Annotated in this window: 21 protein-coding genes and 1 tRNA gene; 13 read left to right on the forward strand and 9 right to left on the reverse strand. The window is 43.6% G+C overall.

Annotated features, from left to right (window positions below; translation table 11 throughout):
- Positions 1-3: 3 nt before the first annotated feature.
- Complete coding sequence (locus tag KRP56_04695; protein ID UAL08463.1) at positions 4-417, forward strand: tetratricopeptide repeat protein; 414 nt, start codon at positions 4-6, stop codon at positions 415-417.
- Here KRP56_04695 and KRP56_04700 read toward each other — a convergent pair.
- The gene (locus tag KRP56_04700) at positions 409-1,242 is read right to left on the reverse strand and encodes a hypothetical protein (GenBank protein UAL07147.1); all 834 of its coding nucleotides are present in this window, start codon (positions 1,240-1,242) and stop codon (positions 409-411) included. The two genes, KRP56_04695 and KRP56_04700, sit on opposite strands and share 9 nt — an antisense overlap.
- 192 nt (positions 1,243-1,434) lie before the next feature.
- On the opposite strand from KRP56_04700, the gene KRP56_04705 reads away from it, so the two are divergent.
- The 3 genes from KRP56_04705 to KRP56_04715 all read left to right on the forward strand — a co-directional run bounded on the left by KRP56_04705 (position 1,435) and on the right by KRP56_04715 (position 4,011).
- Positions 1,435-1,508, forward strand: a tRNA-Cys gene (locus KRP56_04705).
- A gap of 220 nt (positions 1,509-1,728) precedes the next feature.
- Positions 1,729-2,268, forward strand: coding sequence for a TATA-box-binding protein (locus KRP56_04710; GenBank protein ID UAL08464.1), 540 nt, complete (start codon positions 1,729-1,731; stop codon positions 2,266-2,268).
- 165 nt (positions 2,269-2,433) lie between these two features.
- Entirely contained in the window at positions 2,434-4,011 is a 1,578-nt protein-coding gene (locus KRP56_04715) for a zinc-ribbon domain-containing protein (GenBank protein UAL07148.1), read from the forward strand.
- A 166-nt stretch (positions 4,012-4,177) separates the two neighbouring features.
- On the opposite strand, the gene KRP56_04720 is transcribed toward KRP56_04715, so the two are convergent.
- The 3 genes from KRP56_04720 to KRP56_04730 form a co-directional block, all read right to left on the reverse strand.
- The gene (locus KRP56_04720; protein UAL07149.1) at positions 4,178-4,834 is read right to left on the reverse strand and encodes a PHP domain-containing protein; all 657 of its coding nucleotides are present in this window, start codon (positions 4,832-4,834) and stop codon (positions 4,178-4,180) included.
- Positions 4,831-7,083, reverse strand: a complete 2,253-nt coding sequence (metG, locus tag KRP56_04725) for a methionine--tRNA ligase (GenBank protein UAL07150.1) — start codon at positions 7,081-7,083, stop codon at positions 4,831-4,833. Before metG ends, KRP56_04720 begins: the two co-directional genes overlap by 4 nt.
- 192 nt (positions 7,084-7,275) lie before the next feature.
- The gene (locus tag KRP56_04730; protein ID UAL07151.1) at positions 7,276-8,658 is read right to left on the reverse strand and encodes an MATE family efflux transporter; all 1,383 of its coding nucleotides are present in this window, start codon (positions 8,656-8,658) and stop codon (positions 7,276-7,278) included.
- 87 nt (positions 8,659-8,745) lie between these two features.
- Here KRP56_04730 and KRP56_04735 point away from each other — a divergent pair, with 87 nt between their 5' ends.
- Complete coding sequence (locus tag KRP56_04735; GenBank protein ID UAL07152.1) at positions 8,746-10,512, forward strand: ribosome biogenesis/translation initiation ATPase RLI; 1,767 nt, start codon at positions 8,746-8,748, stop codon at positions 10,510-10,512.
- Positions 10,513-10,612: 100 nt separating this feature from the next.
- Here the strand turns inward: KRP56_04735 and KRP56_04740 are convergent, their stop codons facing one another.
- The gene (locus KRP56_04740; protein UAL07153.1) at positions 10,613-10,780 is read right to left on the reverse strand and encodes a hypothetical protein; all 168 of its coding nucleotides are present in this window, start codon (positions 10,778-10,780) and stop codon (positions 10,613-10,615) included.
- Positions 10,781-10,930: 150 nt separating this feature from the next.
- Between KRP56_04740 and KRP56_04745 the strand changes: the two genes are divergently transcribed.
- The gene (locus KRP56_04745; GenBank protein UAL07154.1) at positions 10,931-11,911 is read left to right on the forward strand and encodes a hypothetical protein; all 981 of its coding nucleotides are present in this window, start codon (positions 10,931-10,933) and stop codon (positions 11,909-11,911) included.
- The gene (locus tag KRP56_04750; protein ID UAL07155.1) at positions 11,904-12,260 is read left to right on the forward strand and encodes a hypothetical protein; all 357 of its coding nucleotides are present in this window, start codon (positions 11,904-11,906) and stop codon (positions 12,258-12,260) included. The genes KRP56_04745 and KRP56_04750 overlap by 8 nt, the downstream gene beginning before the upstream one ends.
- Here KRP56_04750 and KRP56_04755 read toward each other — a convergent pair.
- From KRP56_04755 to KRP56_04765, 3 genes are read right to left on the reverse strand one after another with little or no spacing between them, the layout of a single operon-like run.
- A complete protein-coding gene (locus KRP56_04755; protein ID UAL07156.1) occupies positions 12,244-12,840 on the reverse strand; it encodes a hypothetical protein in 597 nt (198 codons plus the stop codon). The genes KRP56_04750 and KRP56_04755 overlap by 17 nt on opposite strands.
- A gap of 32 nt (positions 12,841-12,872) precedes the next feature.
- Entirely contained in the window at positions 12,873-13,919 is a 1,047-nt protein-coding gene (locus tag KRP56_04760; GenBank protein UAL07157.1) for a cation diffusion facilitator family transporter, read from the reverse strand.
- Between the two features lie 53 nt (positions 13,920-13,972).
- The gene (locus KRP56_04765) at positions 13,973-15,382 is read right to left on the reverse strand and encodes an MFS transporter (GenBank protein UAL07158.1); all 1,410 of its coding nucleotides are present in this window, start codon (positions 15,380-15,382) and stop codon (positions 13,973-13,975) included.
- Positions 15,383-15,450: 68 nt separating this feature from the next.
- On the opposite strand from KRP56_04765, the gene cobO reads away from it, so the two are divergent.
- From cobO to KRP56_04795, 6 genes are all read left to right on the forward strand, one after another.
- Complete coding sequence (cobO, locus tag KRP56_04770) at positions 15,451-15,996, forward strand: cob(I)yrinic acid a,c-diamide adenosyltransferase (protein ID UAL07159.1); 546 nt, start codon at positions 15,451-15,453, stop codon at positions 15,994-15,996.
- Positions 15,997-16,025: 29 nt separating this feature from the next.
- A complete protein-coding gene (gene cysK, locus KRP56_04775; protein ID UAL07160.1) occupies positions 16,026-16,928 on the forward strand; it encodes a cysteine synthase A in 903 nt (300 codons plus the stop codon).
- A gap of 6 nt (positions 16,929-16,934) precedes the next feature.
- Complete coding sequence (locus KRP56_04780; GenBank protein UAL07161.1) at positions 16,935-17,660, forward strand: TatD family hydrolase; 726 nt, start codon at positions 16,935-16,937, stop codon at positions 17,658-17,660.
- Complete coding sequence (locus KRP56_04785; GenBank protein UAL07162.1) at positions 17,657-18,364, forward strand: ThiF family adenylyltransferase; 708 nt, start codon at positions 17,657-17,659, stop codon at positions 18,362-18,364. Before KRP56_04780 ends, KRP56_04785 begins: the two co-directional genes overlap by 4 nt.
- A 174-nt stretch (positions 18,365-18,538) precedes the next feature.
- Complete coding sequence (metA, locus tag KRP56_04790; GenBank protein UAL07163.1) at positions 18,539-19,465, forward strand: homoserine O-succinyltransferase; 927 nt, start codon at positions 18,539-18,541, stop codon at positions 19,463-19,465.
- Positions 19,465-19,848 carry a Rid family detoxifying hydrolase gene (locus tag KRP56_04795; GenBank protein UAL07164.1) on the forward strand — a complete coding sequence of 128 codons (384 nt, stop codon included), beginning with the start codon at positions 19,465-19,467 and terminating at the stop codon, positions 19,846-19,848. The genes metA and KRP56_04795 overlap by 1 nt, the downstream gene beginning before the upstream one ends.
- Here the strand turns inward: KRP56_04795 and KRP56_04800 are convergent, their stop codons facing one another.
- The gene (locus tag KRP56_04800) at positions 19,849-20,994 is read right to left on the reverse strand and encodes a radical SAM protein (GenBank protein ID UAL07165.1); all 1,146 of its coding nucleotides are present in this window, start codon (positions 20,992-20,994) and stop codon (positions 19,849-19,851) included.
- Between the last annotated feature and the right edge of the window lie 22 nt (positions 20,995-21,016).

Raw genomic sequence — 21,016 nt, forward strand, 5'->3', positions numbered from 1 at the left:
GCCATCAAACCCCCGGATAGATACTTGACAATTAATCACGGCAAACTGACCGTGAAGGTCCCGATGAACATGTTCAAAGGGACCACTGGTATTTTAGATGAGGAAAGAGCGATACCTTTTAAAAAAGTGCTAAAAGAAAGGTATCCGTGGCTCACGGATAATTCATTGGATGTTCTCATCAGAAAAGCTAAAGAAGAGTACATTAGGACCGTCGACAACGAATCGAAAGGACGTTTGGTGGCAAAAGACCTAGAATCAAAAGGGAAAAATGAAGAGGCTCTAGCTCATCTCAAAAAACATATTGAGGCCGATCCAAACGATGCGGATTCCTGGTATGCACTCGGAGACCTGCTCTGTAAAATGGGACGTGCAGAAGAAGGCTACAAAGCTTATGCACGCGGAAGGGAATTATTCTGAGAACAGATCATTGATCGCATCAACAACTTCTGGTACGGTGGCACCCCACGGAACGATGACAAGATTGCCGTTCCTTGTATGTCCTTCCTTAACCTTGCAGCATTTTACAATTGTCCTGATTCCATCCAAAGGAACATTGTCCATAGGACAGACATTTATGAATTTCGGATGGGTGCCATATAGTGATTCAAATATTCTATCTGATAGATTGCATCCTATGAGCGTCACTTCATGCTTGAGTGTTGGTGCCTCGTCCAAGAAATAGAATGGTATTTCTGCCTTCAAATTAGAAACCCTGCAAGGGAACATTACTGCCTCTGTGTCTACATCCTTTACACGATCTGCCATGTCTATGTCGATCTTTTCCGTCACTATGGGATGATCAACGAAACCAGATGCCAGAGCAATATCCACCAATACCCCCAGCTTCGAAGGTGATGGGGGAACATTGTCGATAACCCTTAGTTTCAAAGGTTCTATGTCCTTTATGAAATTGATATGGGAGAACATGCCACAGACCACAACCGTCTTTCCAGGATACAATACCTGCACCCTTGCCAAGGCCGGAGCGTTCAATACATCCAATCCGGGGTCCTCGTGATAGACCGTATCTACTGGTAAAGACACAATCTCATAAGCGGACAGATTCTGAAAAAGCTCTTTATTACCAACCTTCTCGATCATTATGACCGCTATGTCTTTACCGTTACGAAGAACAAGATATTCTGTCCTTTTGTATGCCTTCCAGCCTACCATCAGATCTGTTATGCCTTCAATGGTCAACGGTACAGTAACATCGCGAAGAGACACGTCCTTACAATGCATGAAAGCATGAATGGTCTGACAGTTATAATTGTGTGTGCAAACACAATCGCCAAAAATAATATTCTACGGACCTTTGTGTCATCAACACACATCCTCATTTCACAGGCCACAATATGATAACGCCAGATAGTTGATGATGTGACTTCAGCTACCCTAAATCTTTTAATATACCCAATCTATCGGGTAGGTTAAGTCGGGATAACACAGAGGCTATGTGGCGGACTGCAGATCCGCATACGGGGGTTCGATCCCCTCTCCCGACTCCACATATTATCTTTTTCACGATTCTTTAACTTGGATCGTTCGATCATTACTAAGTTTGAATAAGACAAATATTTTATCTATTTGGACAATTGGCTGAATCTATAATGAAACTATGATAAAAAATAGATAAAAACCATCGATAACGTACCAATTTGTACATCCATTTTCAAAAGCTTTATAAAGTCTTTATAAATAAGCCCTGTTGGTGAAACGTTGGCTAAAATGAATATCGAGAATGTTGTTGCCTCCACCTCGCTTGGACAAGAGCTCAACCTTAATGCAATTGAGGATGCCCTTGACGGAGCAGAATACAACCCTCAGCAGTTCCCCGGACTTGTTTACAGATTGAAAGAACCTAAAACCGCAACTCTTCTATTCAGGAGCGGAAAGGTCGTCTGTACCGGCGCAAAAAGCCTTGACGATGTTAAAGTTGCCATAAGCAAAGTAGCGAAGGACCTTGAGAAGGCCAACATCAAGATCAGCATCGAACCTAAGATTGAAGTTCAGAATATTGTCGCATCATCCGATCTTGAGCAGGAGATCAACTTAAACACGGTCGCCATAACGCTCGGACTCGAAAAGGTCGAATATGAACCAGAACAGTTCCCTGGACTCGTATACAGGCTTGATGACCCCAAGGTCGTCGTACTTCTCTTCGGATCCGGAAAGATGGTCTGCACAGGTGCCAAAGTACCTGAAGACGTCGTCCGTGCCGTTGACAAGATCGCCGCAGAACTTAGATCCGCAAGCCTCATGGCCTAAATACGATCTGAGAAACTTCTTCCCTTCAATTTACTTTTTCGCAAACTGCGACAAATTCTTTTTTGAATTACAATTTTATTATCGATAATCGATAAATATCACAATTAGGAAATTTTTTCAAAAACAGACAGAAGCTTTTATATTTATAAATAAACATCGTCAAATATGTTCTGCCCAAAATGCGGAAAGCATGTTGAAAAGGAGGGAACGAAGTTCTGTACCGAGTGCGGCTATCAATTGCCGTTCGTCTCACAGTCGCAATATGCGACTTCAGATGAATCTAGGTCAAACCCTGACACTAATGCGGAAGGACACCAAGAACCTATCCAAATCGGCAATTCATATACCACCCAACCATCGATGGATAGGTGGGCCGAGCGCAACAATGCGCCTAAATACATTGCGCCTAGACCGATAAGTTCGGTACAGGTGAAAAAGAAATCAAAAAACAAGACCGCTGCTGTATTAGTGGCCATGTTGATGATAATGACCGCAGTAGCGATTGTTGTGATCGATAACAATGGTTCTGATGATAGTAGTTCTGATGATAGCGGAAGCAGTACTATCATAGTTGGTCAATCAATAGGTGACTATACGGTCACATACAACGGAGCCTTTGAATCTGAAATCTTCACGTATACAGAAACGACATATGATATGGATGATGACGGTGATGAAGAAACTTGTCTCATGATCTCACTTTCAGAGAGTTATGCCTCGAACTACGAATATTACGTTTGGAAAGTATATGACGAAAGCAGCACAACATACATCGCATACGTATACACATCTGATGGCTGGGTTGAATACATGTATTACAGTTCTAGCTACGACTACACCTTCACTGCCTATTCGGGATCCACAGTTGCAAAGAGCGAGGCATGTCTATACTGGAGCGGATACATAGCCGGAAGTTACGTGATCAGCGTGACTTGCTACGAATCAGAAAGCGACTACACCAGTTCCACATACAACTGGTCTTCATCGAAAGGTACCACTTACAGTGGAGACCTACGCCTTGACGGAGATATAACTACCGAATACACCTGGACATATGACGGCAACTCATACGAACTCACTGTGACATACACATACGAGGAATTCGAATATTACCACAATCTAACTACTACTAGGGACAACTCAAAAAGTTCATCCAATGTAACAAATTTTGTGATAGTAGACGATACTATATCGAGCATAGCCAGTCAACTCCAGGAGAAATACCAAGAAATATACGGATCCGATGCAAGTCTGAGCGGACAATCTTTCGCAAACTTTGTACTGGCATTCGTACAATGTTGCTATTATTATCCGGCATTCAACGACTACTATGCAGCAGATATGGTCGTGTATGGAAGCGACGAATATTACGCGTACCCCCTAGAAACCATATTTTATGGAATGGGAGACTGCGAAGATACATCTATACTCGCAGCAGCGATCTACGAGTCGTGCGGTTACGATGTCGCGATAGGGCTGATATCCAATACCTATACCTCTTCGGGTCAAACAGTAACCGTAGGTCATGCGATCGTAGGAGTTGCATTAGATTCTTACAACACCCCATCATACAACAGCAGTAACTACGAAATACTATCTCAGACCGTGAACGGTGTAACCTATTACGGCGGAGAAACAACTTCGGACAGTTATTATGCATTAGGTGTCATAACAAAGGGTTATGCGTCGAGCATAGGCACGTATTACGGTACTATACTTTGTGGATTCTATGTTGTAAATTGAATTTCGTTGAAAACTTTTTAAAAACCATTTTTATATTATCAACCTAAATTCATCATAACACAGATTTTATAACATTGCTTGAAATTGTTTAGTTACTTTGATACCTGTTTCTTCGCATACTTACATAGATACAGAAAAATTATCAGATATAAAATTTCAACAGAAATTACATCTTCTTGAAACCGCGGAACATCCATTGTCCTATCGATTTTGTCGCATATCTGATAGTACCCACTCTGCCTCTGCTATTACTGTCGACAGAAACCCTGTTATTCATCATATGGTCCAAAACCTCCTGCCATGTAGTGAGGCCATCTGGGAACTCAGCATATCCAGAACCTATCCTTGGAGGAGTGTGTGCATCGCTTCCTGCGGATATGGGCTTACCTATCTTTGATGCAAGTTTCTCGGACCTTCTATTCGCGTTATGAACGGACCTTGCATTTCTTGCCTCTGTCCCATCAAAACCATATTGCAAGGTATTCTTTTCTCCCAGACCCGACCACCATCTGTATGGATGAGCGACAAAAGCATACCCGCCCGCCTCGTGTATCGCATCTATCGTATCCTGAATGCTGAGGCCGCTAGGTATCTCTTTATCGATCCCAAAAGCAAGAATGTGCCCCTCTTTCGAGGACACCTCCTCACCAGGGATTATTATTATTTTTCCGTTGTCCTTTACGTCGAAATAGGCCTTGAAATTGTTATGGTCGGTTATGGCCACACAACCCAATCCGATCTCTATAGCTCTATCTACTATCTCTTGTGGCGTTGATTTTCCATCATTAGAATAGCATGAATGAACATGGAGATCTGCCTTCATCTTACACCAGCACCATCTAGTATCTCGCTCTCAACAGTAGCTACACAGCTCTTTCCGTCACCAAGAGGCAATATGCGATCCCCATCGATAACGGCCGCGACACGTTCTGGCGAACCAGCAGGTAACTCGATCGTTTCTTTAGATGCCAAGAATATGCCTTCCTTGACACTGGACACCACCATCTTGGTCTTCTGGAAATCCTTATACTCGATGGTCGCAGATGAATTCTGTAGCCCACAGTTTATTCTGGTACCAACAGGAACATCGCTTGAAGGTTTCAGTAACAACACCGAATGACCTCCTATCTCCTCGTCATCTGCTGCCAACAACATTCCAGATGACATTATTCCGCGAAGCTTAGCTGGTTTAAGGTTGGAAACAACGAACACCTTACGATTCAGCATCTGGTCCTTTGAATAGAATGCCTTGAGTCCCGCAACGATCTGTCTTGGCTCATCCTCGCCGATGTCCACCTTTAGCAGGTAGAGCTTGTCCGCATCCGGATGATCATTGACACTAACGATGTGCCCGACACGGAGATCTAACATCCTGAATGCAGAAAAAGGCCCAGTGATGATCTTTTCGCTCTCTGGTTTCTTATCATCTTTCTTATCGACCTCATCCTTCGGGATCTCCACCTTACTGTAGACTGGCATAGGTTCTTTGAGTGCCTGACCTACCGGCAAGGGAGAAAGGATATCATATCCTGCCTTCTCAATGCTGCCTTCATATCCCAGATATTCCCAGATCTTCTGAGAGGATATGGGCATGAACGGCCAACACATTATGCTCAATGCCTTTACGATCCTGAGAAGATTGTTCATGACCTTCCCACACTGAATCTTGTCCTGCTTTATCAAGGCCCATGGCTTCATTGAATCGAAATATCTGTTTCCGAACCTTGCAAGTTCCATGGCCGCCTTAAGTCCCTTCTTGAAATCACATCTCGAGAGGCAGTCATCGTATTCATCGAATGCTGCTTTTATCGCATCGGTAACTTCTTTGGCCTCATCATCAGACAAAGCCTCTGGAATGGAACTGAAATTCTTCTGCGTGAAGCTCAGACATCTATGATAGTAATTACCAAGTGCAGCAACGAGTTCCGAATTGACCTTTACTTGGAAATCATCCCAAGAGAATTCTGAATCATGTGTATCTGGCATATTTATAGAAAGATAGTATCTGACCGCATCCGCATCATATTTCTGTAGAACCGACGGCACATCGATCGCTCCCCCGCGACTCTTCGAAAGCTTGCCGCCATTGAACATCAAATATTCATTTGCTGGTATATCGTATGGTAGATTCAGATTGCCTATTCCCATGAGTATGGCAGGCCAGATTATTGAATGAAATGGAATATTGTCCTTACCTATGAAATAGTAATGTCTAACATCTGGGTCTTGCCAATATTCCTTCCAAAGATCGGGTTTGCCTATCATCTTCGAATACTCTACAGATGCACTTAGGTATCCGATCACGGCTTCGAACCAGACATAGATGACCTTATCGTCCCATCCATTGACAGGTATGGGTATCCCCCATGACATATCCCTTGTGATCGCACGGTCATGCAGACCATCCTTCAGCCAATTGGTGGTGAATGCATTGACATTTGACCTCCAATATGTCTTATCGTCTAAGAATTCCAAAAGTGGTTTCTCGAACGCACTCAATTTTAAGAAATATTGTTGAGACGGCCTTACTTCTGGCTCACCATTACAATGGATACAGTGCGCTTTAAGAAGGTCTCCAGGTTCAAAGGTCGTTCCACAACTGTCACATTGATCACTGCGGACATTCTCTGCTCCGCACTTAGGACACGTTCCCTCTACATATCTATCTGGAAGGAAACGTGCACACTTCGGACAATAATACTGCTGGGTCTCTTCTGAATAGAGGTATCCCTTTGCAAGAAGATCTTTGAATATACTTTGAACGACCTCTATATGTGTCTGACAATGGGTCTTATTGAATAATGAATATTCTATGTTAAGATCCTCTATCGCTTTCTTATTGATGGCATGATATCTCTCAGCTATGACCTCGGGTGTAACTCCCTCTTTTTCGGCTGTCACCGTTATAGGTGTACCGTGCTGGTCGGAACCACCGACCATGAGGACCTCATTACCTTTCAGACGATTATATCTGCTGAATATGTCCGGAGGCAAGAGAGAACCTGCAACATGCCCCAAATGTATGGGGCCGTTTGCGTAGGGCCACGCGATGTTGATACATACTTTTGACATTTAAACCGTCAACTTGATTGTTGATAAGAGTAATAAAAGTATTGAACCCCGATCTTCATTAAATATCGATTTAAATGGAAATATACGATGATTTCTCCTTTCTGGCAAGCATAAGATCAAGAATGCCTACTATTTCAAAAAAAGAAAATGTTGCATACTGAAAGATTTACAATACCGACCCATGGCCCATCATCATTGAGATATGGTTACAGCAGGCCTGTCCCTTGGTTCCAAACTTTTAATTGCGGTGCGCGCAAGATACCACATCAAGGCTCCCCCTAATATTTCGACCACTGTCAGAACCAACCATAAACCTGTAAGGGTGCCAATCAAGAATGTGACCGATACGAACGCCACTGTTAATAAGACATTTCTGATGAATGAGGACCACATGGAAACAATGGAACGTCCGATTGCTTGGAGCACAGACGAACCGACGAATATCATCCCCATGATAGGAAGAGAGATGAATAGGATACGGGTAAGATTTACCATCTCCCCGTGGAACGCTTGCATATCAGAAGCATATGTGAACAGCGAGGCTATCGGCTCTGCGAATATTATCACGATGATGGCCAAAATAGTCAATATCATTAGGGAGAATTTTGTTGAGAAATCGAATGCTTGCTTGATCATATCGTATCTCTTCATTCCAAATTCCGCCGAACAAGCAGATACCATCGCACCACCAACTGCCTGCGCCGGTATAAGTGCCAGATACATTATTCTCCACACAGAGGTGTATATGGCCATGACTCCTGAGGACGCCACTGCGATTATACAGAGGTTGTATACGATATTGAAAAGTGACATCAGACACAATTCTGCAGATTGGGGTATACCAACCACAAGTATCTCGTGCATCCTAATAGCACTGAATTTAAGGTCCTTCAATCTCATCGTGAGATACGTTCCTTTCTGAGCTATGAACCAATATATTCCCACGATGATCGATATCGAGAATGCTATTACTGTCGCCCATGCGGCACCTGATACACCCATTCCAAATCCATAGATCAGAATTGGATCCAATATCATATTGATGACAGCTGCCAGAACCTGTATGTACATCGATCTTTTAGCAGCACCCTCTCCCCTCAGGATACCAGACATCATACAGCTCATCATCAGGACGATCGAGCATAGATAGATCGGTACCGCATATGCCATGGAATCTTCGATCGTTCCCGCGGCACCTATCAATCTCAATACTGGTTCAGCGGTAAGTAGTAACAACGGCGTCATGATCAAAGCGATTATGATCACGAGTAATATCGCCTGCATTGCCAGACGCTCTGCGTTCTCTTTTCTATGCATTCCTATATTGCGTGCTATGGCAGCGGATGCCCCGATGGCCATTCCATTGCCCAACCCCAATATTACTGAATAAATAGGGCCCACAAGCCCCAATGCCGCCATCGGACCTGAACCCAATCCCGTAACCCAAAGAATATTGATGATACTGCTGCTCTGTTGGACAAGCAACGTGACCGCTATCGGTATAGAAAGATACTTGATCGCTTTCTTAGGATCGCCAAGCATCATATTGACCTCTTTGGTCTCCGTTGCCTCCATATTGTGGGGTCATACTCGTACGATATTTGATTTTATCTCCATCGATCTACCTTAAAAGTTAAATCATTGGTCAATATAGTCCGGTGCATGAGGATAGCGGTGGTATTGCATGACAGATGTCAAAGCAGGAAATGCAATCACGAATGCGAAAAATTCTGCCCCCTGATAAGAACAGGAATAGAATGCATAACATGGGGAGAAAGAGGGAAACCGATAATCTCGGAGGCCCTGTGTCAAGGTTGCGGTATCTGCATCAACAAATGCCAATTCGACGCTATCAAGATAATCGGTCTTGCAGATGAACTCAAGACAGAACTAATCCATCAATATGGAGAGAATTCGTTCCGCTTATACAGACTTCCGATCCCCAAAAAAGGATTCATAACCGGTATTCTTGGACCCAATGGGATAGGAAAAACCACGGCCGTCAAGATACTATCTGGCATAGAAATACCTAATCTTGGAAAATTCAATAATCCCCCGTCGAAAGAAGAGGTCCTCAAATATTTTGCAGGTACCGACCTCCATGACTATCTTGTCGGCGTATATGCTGGAAACACAAAGGTGGCGATGAAACCGCAGTACGTGGACAAACTTCCTCAATCTGTGAAGGGTGTTGTCCGTGATCTCCTTGGAAAAGTACAAGAAAGAATGACCTTGGAACAGGCCGCTGATGCCTTCGATCTCACAGAGGTCCTGGACAGGGAACTGGACAAACTTTCTGGAGGAGAACTGCAAAGATTGGCCATGGCTGCCACAATGATGAAAGACGCAGATGTCTACTTCTTCGATGAACCGACATCGTATCTGGACATATACCAGAGAGTAAAAATGGCAAGGCTCATCAAGACACTTGCAACAGACAAACAGGTCGTGGTCATTGAGCACGATCTCGCGATATTAGATTATCTGGCAGACAATGTGAGCGTTGTCTACGGTTCTGAGGGTGCGTACGGTGTGTTCACCTTGGCAAGACAGGTCAGAACTGCAATAAACGTATATTTGGACGGGTACCTGCCCGAGGAAAATATAAGATTCAGGGACAGACCTATCGAATTCGAAGCCTCCCCGCCAAGAACAGATTGGAATACCGCCAACCTAGTTGAATTCGATCACATAAGGAAGGATTTCGGAGAGTTCGAATTGGATGTGAGCAAAGGAGCCGTCAAGATCGGTGAATCGGTCGGTATAGTGGGTCCTAATGCCACAGGAAAGACAACATTTGTGAAAATGCTTGCAGGGGTCATCGAACCAGACGAGGGGAAACTGGACACATTATTAAAGGTGGCATATAAACCTCAATACATCTCCAACGATATGGAGGGTACAGTGCAAGATGTCCTATATGCCAACGCTTACGAGACCGTTATAAGTAATTTCTTCCAGGGAGAGGTCATCACCCCACTGGGAATTAAGAATCTCATGGATAAGGATCTAAAGAATCTATCGGGAGGAGAGCTTCAGAGAGTTGCTATAACATTATGTCTGGCAAAAGATGCAGATATCTATCTTTTCGATGAACCCTCTGCATACCTTGACTCCAACCAGAGAATGAATGCTGCCAAGACCATAAGAAGGATGATGGAGAAATCCGGGCGCAGCGCGATGATCGTGGACCACGACATATATTTCCTTGACATGGTCTCAGATTCCATGATGGTCTTCGGAGGAGAACCAGGACATCACGGTATCGGAGAGGGACCGTTCGATATGAGGATAGGAATGAACAAATTCCTTTCCGCTGTAGATATAACGTTCAGAAGAGATACTGAAACTCACAGACCCAGAATAAATAAACCTGATTCCAGACTCGACAGGGAACAGAAATCCAAAGGCGAATACTATTACGCTTGACCTGTTACATTAAACAGTATCTTTCAACATACGGCCAACGTTATATGTTTCAAACGAGACCCTTGTTGATTTGATACTGTGATCTTTGATTAGGGGTGGGTCAAACAATACCAGACTTAAGCTCTGGAAATATTACCATCGACACTATGTATGCCGAATATACACTCACGAGCAGAACACCGTCTTTTTTAGTGATCTTGTTTCTACTTCTTATCATGATGAACATTAGTGCTGCGAACAATATCATCACGGGTATGTGGAATGCCACTCTGAACCAAAATAGAAAAGGATCATACCGGTGGGTATACCCCAAAACTCCCATACCGCGATGATAATATATCAAAAAAGTATGTGTTACATTCTATTGACCGCGCCGCGAATACGTTTAAATTAAATACAACCATCGAACTCTCAGACCATGGACTGTATGGGAAGGGCAGACACACATGTACACACCTATTATTCCGGATTCAGTCAGCTGAGCGTACTTAAATTTCCTGAATCGACAACACCACCTGAAAAACAGGTGGATTGTGCCAGAAAGAATGGCATTAATGTCCTTTGCATTACGGACCACAACGAAGTGGCCGGTGGATTTGTAGCTCAGAAATATGCCAAGCAATTCAATGATATCGAAGTGGTCGTCGGAGATGAGATAATGACATCTGACGGCGAGATAATTGGATTCGGCTTAACAGAATATGTCAAACCTTTTATGACGATCGAAGAGACCGTAGACGTCATAAGAGAACAAGGGGCGCTCACCATTGCACCACATCCTTTCAGTTTTCATGTCCGTGGCCTCAAAGAAAAAATATTCGACATAGATCTGGATGCATTCGAGGTCATAAACGGTGGCCATCCCGACAAATATTCCAATCATTTCGCGCAGATGGTCATGGATAAATTCCCTGGAAGATGGGCCCCTATTTCAGCAAGCGATGGACACTCCAACTTTACAGTGGGATATAATTGGACTGAATTCGAAGGCAACACCGCCGACGACCTGAGAAAGGCCATAATAAACAAGACGACGGTTCCAAAAGGTAAGCCTTCACCGGTTCTAAGTGAAGTGCAATGGAGCTATGAGGTGGTCATCGGCGGACAAAAACTGATGTCCAAAGCCCTAAGAAGGAAACTCGAACCAATTGAAAATAATGCACTGATCGATAAAATACTCAGCCTGCCAGATCTAAAAAATGCGACAGGCATATTTGGCGGCTTAATGTACTGCATGCCGCCAATACCGTTCATAGCCACATTCCTCAGCACATCATACCTGAAACTGAATGCCATGCGCATGAATGCAGATGCACAGGACAGACTTGAAGAAATTGCAAAGATCATAGAAGGAAAAGACGAAACAGTAAAAAATGTCGTCGATGATTTACATGCATGACACATTCGATATAAAATTTTACAAAGTATGCGTTTGTATTCCGAAAGAATACTCTGAAGAATTAATGGACTCTGTGACAGACATAGCTAGACCTATGTATCCAGGATATGACAGGGTATTTTTAACTGCTCCTGTGACAAGCACATGGAGAACATTGGAAGGGTCAAATCCTTACAACGGCACCGTAGGTGAGATCACAACGGCCAAAGAGGTCCGCGTTGAATTTGCAGTTCATTCTGCAGACCTAAAAAAGGTAATTGAAAAAATAATATCGATTCATCCATACGAAGAACCGGGAATTGATATCCTCCCGATGATAGGTTGGAAAGATATCATTGACCATCCTTGATCTTCACGGCATATATTCCATCAAATGTCCTCTGAAGTTTGAATATCTTATTGCTTTGTTTTCTATACTCTAAATCCTCTTTTGATATCAGTCCCATATCAAAATATTCATCTAATGCCTTATCCCCTTCATCATAATCGAAGAATATACCGACAAGAACATTCATTTTGTAATTGCGGCAATATATGTCCGAAGGTATCTCGCCACCAGAACGGGCGAATATATCTTTCTTCAACTTTGGGAGCATCGATAACCCCTCATTACAGGCTAACAGGCATTCATCGTATTTCTTAGAATTATAGTAGGCAAGAACAAGCTTCTCATTAATATCATAATGCTGGATATTGTTGAATTTTGCTTCTTTTCCCATCTCTCCAATCGTTACAGCAAACCCGAAATTCCCATCTGCAATGGCTTGATCCAATACGGACATAACAAATGCAAATTTTGACGATGTGTCTGCACATTTGAGATATCTCCCCAGCTTCACTTTGTTTTGATCACTGAGTTCGGAATACCATTTTCCTAGACCGACGGCCGAGACCTCAGGAGGAGTGTCCTTGTTTTTGTTGAAGAGCATGAATTAGAATATCGCGAATGTCAGATAAAAACTCATTTCCTTATTTCTTTGTCTATATGGACGTTCGCGCCACAAAAATGCTGTTTCCCCTGAATCAGATTTGTTACATTCCATTCTATCGAATGCAAAAAATCCTCTTTTCTTTCAGAGCAATCATTTCTGCAATGACGACAATTGAAGCCACCACAAGGTTCTGGAGAAAGGGTCAAGTCTACTGAATTACCGAATTTTGACCATATGGCTTCCATGAGTGCCTTTTTTTCCTCATCTTCCTCGGCTATTGTCATAGAAGCAGGAAGGGTGACATGACAGTCCATATGCATCGAACTACCATACTTTATCACTCTAAGACTATGGATATCTATCCATTTGTCACTTCTGTGTTCGTTAAGACAGTCCACTACTTCTGAAAGGACCTCCTCATCCGCCCTGTCCATAATGCAATCCAAACTTGTCTTTATGACGCGGACACCAGTTATTATTATCAGTGCCCCGAAGATCAAGGCCAAAAGCGGGTCCATCCACCAGATATCCACGCCGAATAACATCCCGACATATACCGCTGATAGCCCGACTATGATACCAATTGATGAGTATGTGTCAGTGCATAGATGTTTGCCACTTGCTTCCAATGCAGGAGAGCGATTCTTTTTGCCCTTTCTTATAGCTATTCTGCCTGTTATAAAATTAACTGCAGCTGCGAATATGATGAGCACAAGACCGATATCCAGATCTGATAGTGGTTCAGGATCTAGGAAATTCTTTATCGCTTCCATGATGATCAGCGCACCGGCTACCGTTATGAGGGTGCCTTCCGCATATGCGGATATCGTCTCCACTCTGCCATGACCATACGGGTGGGACTTATCGGGAGGTTGTGCGGATAGGTACAAAGCATAAAGCCCGATGAATCCTGCCACCACGTTCACGATGCTTTCCATCGCATCCGTCAATATCGCAACGGACGATGTCAGCATATAAGCCAAGAACTTGATCGCCATGAGCGAAACGCCCACTACGACTACCACTCTTTGAAAACTGTAGTTCTCACGTGCAGCCGGGCTCATTTCAACTGACATTGAAACGAGAAATGTATCCAATGATATTTTAAGTTTATCTACATGTGCCAGTATTAGGAATTCCTAACATTTGTAACAACGACATTGTCCTCTTTTCCTCTGAACCATGAGACAAAAGTACCTATTATACACATTACCAGACAAACGGAGAACGCAGTCTTCATGACATTTATGAAATCGCCATACGTGGACGGATTGATGTTGTCTGTCGAACCTAGTATAACTGATATGCAACACATTGCGATCCCCATGCTCGTCATCATTCCGGTCTGTCTCATCAACGATACAGAACCGGATGCCAAACTTCTGTCCTTAGCGGACACGGATGACATGATGGCAGCGGTATTCGGTGCAGAGAAGAGGCCATATCCCAAACCCAACAGTAAAAGGATCATCGCGACATACCAAAGATTTACCTCCGTACCCATGAACAATATCAAGAAAACCGATAATGTGGTTATGGACATGCCCAACGTTGGCAACAATCTTTTATCAAGACTGTCTGAAAGACTTCCAGCCTTTGCGGTCAACAATACCTGTATCAACGGCTGTAACAACATTATCATTCCTGCCTGTGAGGCTGAAAGCGCCCCTATGGTCTGAAGATATAGCGCAAAGAAAAAGGATACCGAATAAGAGGATGCATAATTCATGAATGCCGCTATGATGGAACGCCTGAACACCTTGTTCTTATAGACGTTTACTTTCATGACCGGATGTTCTGCCCTTTTTACATATGACAAAAATACGAACAAGAGAGCCCCTCCTACACCCATGGATACGAATGCCCATATCTCCGGAAGATTGATCATTCCGTACATCAAGGTCAAGATCATTACCATGTAGATCACGGACCCCTTGTAATCCATTTTAATATCCTTTCCCAGAGTGATCTCATCTTTGAAGTGGCTGATCATTATCAAAGAAATGATAGATAGGGGAACAAGCGCATAAAACAAAAATCTCCATCCGAAGATATCGGTGACAACCCCTCCGATAGTTGGGCCTAATGCCGTTCCCATGTAAACAGCGGTCGTATTGATCCCTATTGCCCAACCACGCTTATTTGAAGGAAAAGCATTCACGATCATCGTTATGGATGTTACAGCAAGACATGCAGTACCCACTCCCATCAATGCCCTGGCCAACAGGAATAAGGAAAAAGAAGGCGCCAATGCAGCGAAAAACAATGAAACCAACATTATCAATACGCCCGAAATGAATACTTTCTTCAAACCGTATATGTCGGCAACTCTTGTCATAGGTACCATTGACATGACCGATGCCAAAAGGAAGATCGTATTGACCATTCCTAGCGAATGGGACCCCACTGAAAATTCTTGACCTATGGAGACAAGGGCTAAATTGAGCATCGTGCTAGCGAATGGCGCCAAAAAGATTCCGGCAGACGTTGCAACGAGCAACGTCTTCAATTCTCTGTCCGAGTAAGACGACCCCTCCATGGGGTGATTCTTACTTCCGTGATATAAATACTTATTAATCCTCACAAAAAGATGTATGCATAACGATCATGTCTAACATCCCCATCGAGATAAAAAAAGAACTCGGCCTTGTACATGTTTACACAGGTATGGGTAAAGGAAAGACCACTGCCTCCTTAGGCTTGGCCTTCAGAGCCGCTGGAAGAGGTCTAAATGTACTCATGATACAATTCCTTAAACCCCCTGAGAATTATGGTGAACATCTTGCCGCAGACCATTTTGAGAATCTGACGATAATACCAATGGGTCTGGACCATATGGTCGGAAGAGTGCCTAAGGCTGAGGACATACGGATCGCAAAAGAGACACTCGCTGAGGCAAGGGACCTCATATACTCAGAAAAGTACGACCTGGTCATATTGGACGAATGCAATGTCGCCATATCATGGGGACTGATTAGTTCCAAGGACGTGATCGATATACTCAAAGAACGTCCGGCGAATATTGAGATCGTACTGACTGGAAGAGGAGCTCCGAAGGAAATAATTGACTATGCAGACCTTGTCACAGAAATGAAGATGGTAAAACATCCGTTCGACAAAGGTATCAAGGCCAGAAAAGGCATAGAATATTGAAATAAATGATACAGTCGTGAGGTGTGGTTATGGCAATATACAAAGATATCACCGAGACAATTGGAGAGACGCCTATGGTAAGACTTAACAGGATCGCTCCTGAAGGCAGTCATGTTTATGTGAAGATAGAAAGAGGAAATCCTGGAGGCTCGATCAAGGACCGGCCGGTTCTGGCAATGCTCAACGATGCAGAGGCCAGAGGCATACTGAAAAAAGGAGGTGTTATCGTAGAACCTACATCCGGCAATACTGGCATAGCACTTGCAATGATATCTGCTGCTCGCGGATACAAAGCCATATTGGTGATGCCAGACACAATGTCGAAAGAGCGTGTTTCATGCATGGCCGCTTACGGTGCCGAGATAATTTTTACCCCCGGGATCGATGGCATGCAGGGTGCAGTAAAAAGAGCAAAAGAGATCGCTGAAGAACGCGGAGGATTCATACTCGGACAATTTGACAATCTCATTAATCAGGCATCCCACAGGGTCACAACAGGCAGAGAGATACTAAGGGATCTACCAGATGTCAACTTCATCGTCGCCGGCTTTGGAACAGGTGGTACCGCAACAGGCATTGCCATGGCACTCAGGGACGCTGGTTCGAACGCAACCGTCATAGGTGTAGAGCCTGCAGAAAGCCCATTGGTTACCGAGGGACATGCCGGACCACATAGGATCCAAGGGATAGGAGCCAATTTCATACCTGGTAACCTGAATAAGGACCTAATGAAGATCGTAACTGTGAAAAGTGATGATGCAGTAACAACGGCCAGAGACCTTGGCAGAAAAGAAGGCATCTTTGCCGGTATATCGTCAGGTGCAGCGACGTTCTACGCATTGGAACTGGCCAAGATAGACAAGAGCAGCAGGATCGTCGCAATACTCCCCGACGGTGGCGAGAAATACATGAGCATGGGAATCTACAACTGAGGCAAAATGGCAGACATACAGGGATTTGCGGATGCACATCTACACATTGTCGATGTAGAGAAACAAGGCGGATATCCTGATATCGAAAATGCATCCCTGTTGCTGTCGTGCACATCATCCTTTGATCAATGGGAAGAACAGAGAAAGATGGACGCAGCTGATTCGAGGATATTCCCATTCTATGGTATACATCCTTGGTTCGTCTCTACAGCACCTTCCGATTATATTGATCTGCTTCACACATTCCTAAAAAGAGACGAGCGTTCAGGTGTAGGCGAGATAGGGATCGATAAGACCCACCCCATATTAGATCTGCAGATGGAAATGTTCAATGCACAGATGGAAGTGGCCAACGAACTTAAAAGGCCGGTGACCATCCATATGGTAGGCACAGAGGCAGAGACGCTAAAGGTCATAAAGGATCAAAGAATGAAGGTCCCTGTGATACTCCATTCGTATTCAGGACCTGATAGCTACATCGGAGCCTTCTCCAAACAAGAATGTTATTTCTCCATATCTCCCAGGATACTTCAGAAATCTGAGATAAGGATAATGCGTCTACTTTCTACCATACCGGATGACAGATTGCTTATAGAGACCGACGCCCCGATACGGAGCCGCAACTGCAATGATATGGCACATCTTATCAAGATACTCGCGGGGTTCAAATCCATGACGACATCCGAATTGGTTGCCCTTACTAAGAACAACACCATGAGAGTGATCGGTTGAACACTTCCAGATCCGCGAGGACTGAACTTATCATAGGTCAAGACGGACTGGACCGTATGGGATCTGCACGTGCGGTGGTCGCAGGTGCTGGAGCTGTCGGCGGTTATGCTTTTGAGGCACTTGTACGCGTAGGAATTGGACATATTCGTGTCATTGATGGCGACAGCATTGTGGAAAGCAATCTAAACCGCCAGATACTGGCAACATATGACACGATCGGACGTCCGAAGGCCGTATTGGCCAAAGAAAGGGCATTATCCATCAATCCCACCATAGATGTAGATTCTGTCGAATGCCTGATCACAAAAGATACTGATTTTCAGGAACTGATAGGCCGTCCAGATATACTGATAGACGCAATAGATACGATAGGGAACAAAACAGCACTGCTCAGATATGCCTCTGAAAACAACATACGTACGTTCTCATCCATGGGTGCAGCTCTGCATATGGATACGACGGCGATACATATTGCCACCCTCAATAGAACACGGGTTTGTCCATTAGCATCTGCTCTTAGATCGAACTTGAGAGACGTGAACACATCCAATATAACGTGTGTGTATTCGGAAGAACAACCTGTCGTTACCCCTACAATGAAAGATGAACGCGGAAAAAGTGTTCTGGGTTCACTTCCAACTGTACCGGCGATCTTCGGAATGACTCTTGCCAACGAGGCAATAAAATTCATAATTTCAAAATGAGGATCGCATCGGCGACCTGTGTAAGTTGAGCAATGGAAAACCTTCAATCAGCCAGTAGCCCCATTACCTGATCGAGAACAGCTCCTTAGCACACAAATGGACGCTCTGAGTATCACATTGGACAACTTAATATAATGCCGCTACAATATATAATTTCACAGAGGGAGATGGACCGTGCCTATTAAGATACCTGATGACCTTCCAGCTGTATCAACTTTGGAAGCTGAGAATATCTTCGTAATGACCGAAAAACGTGCGGTCTCACAGGATATACGTTCCCTCAAAATTCTGATCCTCAATCTAATGCCTACAAAAGTAGAAACAGAGATTCAAATATTGCGTCTTCTTAGTAACAGCCCTCTGCAGACAGACATTTTCTTATTGCAGATGGCCACTCATAACTCTAAAAATACATCTCAAGAGTACCTGAACAAATTCTATTACACCTTTGATGAGGTAAAGGACCAAAAGTTCGATGGCATGATAATAACCGGAGCTCCAGTCGAAAATATAGATTTCGAAGAAGTGGATTATTGGCCAGAACTCTGTGATATAATGGAATGGTCCAAAAAGAACGTCTTCTCTACTTTCCACATATGCTGGGGTGCTCAGGCCGGACTGTATCACCATTACGGCATACCCAAATATCCACTCAATGAGAAGATGTCTGGTGTCTTCGAGCATTTCATATTAAACATGCAAGAACCCTTGCTAAGAGGCTTTGACGACGTATTCAATCTGCCACATTCCAGGCATACCGAGGTACATGCCAGTGACATCTATCGCGTACCGCGCCTTCATATCGTGGCAATGTCCGAGAAAGCAGGAGTTGGTATCGTGGTATCAGAAAAATGCGGACAAATATTTGTATTGGGTCATGCAGAATATGATAAGACCACATTAGCCAACGAATATGACCGTGATACTGGCCGCGGAATAAATCCACATATACCTGACAATTATTTCCCTAAAAATGATGTTCAGAATGATCCAGTGGTTAAATGGAGAAGCCACGCAACGCTGCTCTTCACAAACTGGCTCAACTACTACGTATATCAGGGAACACCATACGATGTTAATGACATAGGAAAGGATGCATAATGTCTATAGAATCGATTTCAACAGATAAAGCGCCCCTGGCGGCTGGCCCTTACTCACAGGCCATAAAAGTTAACGATATGATATTTACCGCAGGTTTGATACCTGTGGACCCTAAAACGGGAAAAATACCAGAAGAAATAGAAGATCAAACGAAACAGGTCATGGAAAACGTAATGGCTGTCCTCGCGGCATGTGGCGCGAAGAACAAGAACATTGTAAAGACAACGATATACCTTACCGATATGAAGACATTCAGCACTGTGAACGGCATATATTCGATCTATCTAGAACAACCTTATCCGGTAAGATCGTGCATTGAAGCAAAAAGTCTACCTAAAGGCGTGAAGATAATGGTGGATGCTATCGCATACATCGGAAAATGATCATATATTGATTATCTTGGGATTTACGAGTTTACCAATAATGGCGTCGCGGACGTATTTATTATACTGACTGAGATCAGGCTTATCCCTTAGTATCTCTTCTGATACATCCATTACATGCCTAAAGACACCTTTGAATATCCTACATGAGTTTCCACCGATATTCTCGATACCACATTCGTAACAGGCATCTATACTGCACCCACCGTTACAATGGTCGAAGAACTCGCATTCTAATTTGCATTTCTCTCTTCTGGCTATTGTACCTAACAAGATCTGTCTGAATCCTTCGGTCATGAATACTTCATTTATGTGCTCTATATCCGCGATGTTCGCAAGACGATATTTCTCTGGGCAATTCTTGGCACATGGATAGACATCCCCGTTAGGATAGATGCATAGCCATTTTGTGAGACATGAATTATGTGCACAATCTGAGTCAACCGATTCTCCCAATGCATTCAAAAGATACAGATAATGTGGTATCAGTGGAACATCGGAATCCTTGTCAAAAAGCCATTCATCGAATGCTTTGATACTCTCTGAAATATATTGGTCAGCATCCGGTATCAAAGATGTATCATCCGCTGCACATCCGGAAGGAATGATCGGAGACAAAGATAGGTTTATGTTCCTGTCTCTAAAGTATCTATAAAGTTCGACCTGTTTTCCTACTGTCTCGGAAGATATTGTAGAATTCACAGAGAATACGTGCTCTTTCTTAGAAAGATAGACCAGATTCTTATCTACAAGCTCTCCTTTTTGCCTCAATACACCGTCATAAGGTCCCTCGAAGGATATGCCGATATTAATCTGATTTTCCCTACAGAAATTAGCAAATTTTCTATCGATGAAAGTACCGTTTGTCTGTATGGTGTTCCCTACTCTGTGAGTGCCCTTGCCAAAATATTTGTTTTGAAATGAAATGACATCCCTATAAAATTGAATGGAGAGCATCATCGGCTCACCTCCGTGCCATATGAACCACGCAGACTCATACTCTTCAGAGATCAAACGAAACAACTTGTCCAATGTGCCAGATGATATGCAGCCCGAAACCCTTTCTTCCTGTCTATGATAGCAATGCCTGCAATCGAGATTGCACGCCATTGTTGGTTTTATTACAACCGAGATGTAAGGGTTCATATTCGACCGAATGAATATTCCA

Source organism: Candidatus Methanogranum gryphiswaldense (assembly GCA_019262145.1).
GTDB classification, from domain to species: domain Archaea; phylum Thermoplasmatota; class Thermoplasmata; order Methanomassiliicoccales; family Methanomethylophilaceae; genus Methanogranum; species Methanogranum gryphiswaldense.

Bases quoted from the DNA above. Each gene is read 5' to 3' on its own strand.
- KRP56_04700 (UAL07147.1), bottom strand. From the start codon at position 1,242: ATGCATTGTAAGGACGTGTCTCTTCGCGATGTTACTGTACCGTTGACC.
- KRP56_04710 (UAL08464.1), top strand. From the start codon at position 1,729: ATGAATATCGAGAATGTTGTTGCCTCCACCTCGCTTGGACAAGAGCTC.
- KRP56_04715 (UAL07148.1), top strand. From the start codon at position 2,434: ATGTTCTGCCCAAAATGCGGAAAGCATGTTGAAAAGGAGGGAACGAAG.
- KRP56_04720 (UAL07149.1), bottom strand. From the start codon at position 4,834: ATGAAGGCAGATCTCCATGTTCATTCATGCTATTCTAATGATGGAAAA.
- metG (UAL07150.1), bottom strand. From the start codon at position 7,083: ATGTCAAAAGTATGTATCAACATCGCGTGGCCCTACGCAAACGGCCCC.
- KRP56_04730 (UAL07151.1), bottom strand. From the start codon at position 8,658: ATGGAGGCAACGGAGACCAAAGAGGTCAATATGATGCTTGGCGATCCT.
- KRP56_04735 (UAL07152.1), top strand. From the start codon at position 8,746: ATGAGGATAGCGGTGGTATTGCATGACAGATGTCAAAGCAGGAAATGC.
- KRP56_04745 (UAL07154.1), top strand. From the start codon at position 10,931: ATGGACTGTATGGGAAGGGCAGACACACATGTACACACCTATTATTCC.
- KRP56_04750 (UAL07155.1), top strand. From the start codon at position 11,904: ATGCATGACACATTCGATATAAAATTTTACAAAGTATGCGTTTGTATT.
- KRP56_04755 (UAL07156.1), bottom strand. From the start codon at position 12,840: ATGCTCTTCAACAAAAACAAGGACACTCCTCCTGAGGTCTCGGCCGTC.
- KRP56_04760 (UAL07157.1), bottom strand. From the start codon at position 13,919: ATGTCAGTTGAAATGAGCCCGGCTGCACGTGAGAACTACAGTTTTCAA.
- KRP56_04765 (UAL07158.1), bottom strand. From the start codon at position 15,382: ATGGAGGGGTCGTCTTACTCGGACAGAGAATTGAAGACGTTGCTCGTT.
- cobO (UAL07159.1), top strand. From the start codon at position 15,451: ATGTCTAACATCCCCATCGAGATAAAAAAAGAACTCGGCCTTGTACAT.
- cysK (UAL07160.1), top strand. From the start codon at position 16,026: ATGGCAATATACAAAGATATCACCGAGACAATTGGAGAGACGCCTATG.
- KRP56_04780 (UAL07161.1), top strand. From the start codon at position 16,935: ATGGCAGACATACAGGGATTTGCGGATGCACATCTACACATTGTCGAT.
- KRP56_04795 (UAL07164.1), top strand. From the start codon at position 19,465: ATGTCTATAGAATCGATTTCAACAGATAAAGCGCCCCTGGCGGCTGGC.
- KRP56_04800 (UAL07165.1), bottom strand. From the start codon at position 20,994: ATGAACCCTTACATCTCGGTTGTAATAAAACCAACAATGGCGTGCAAT.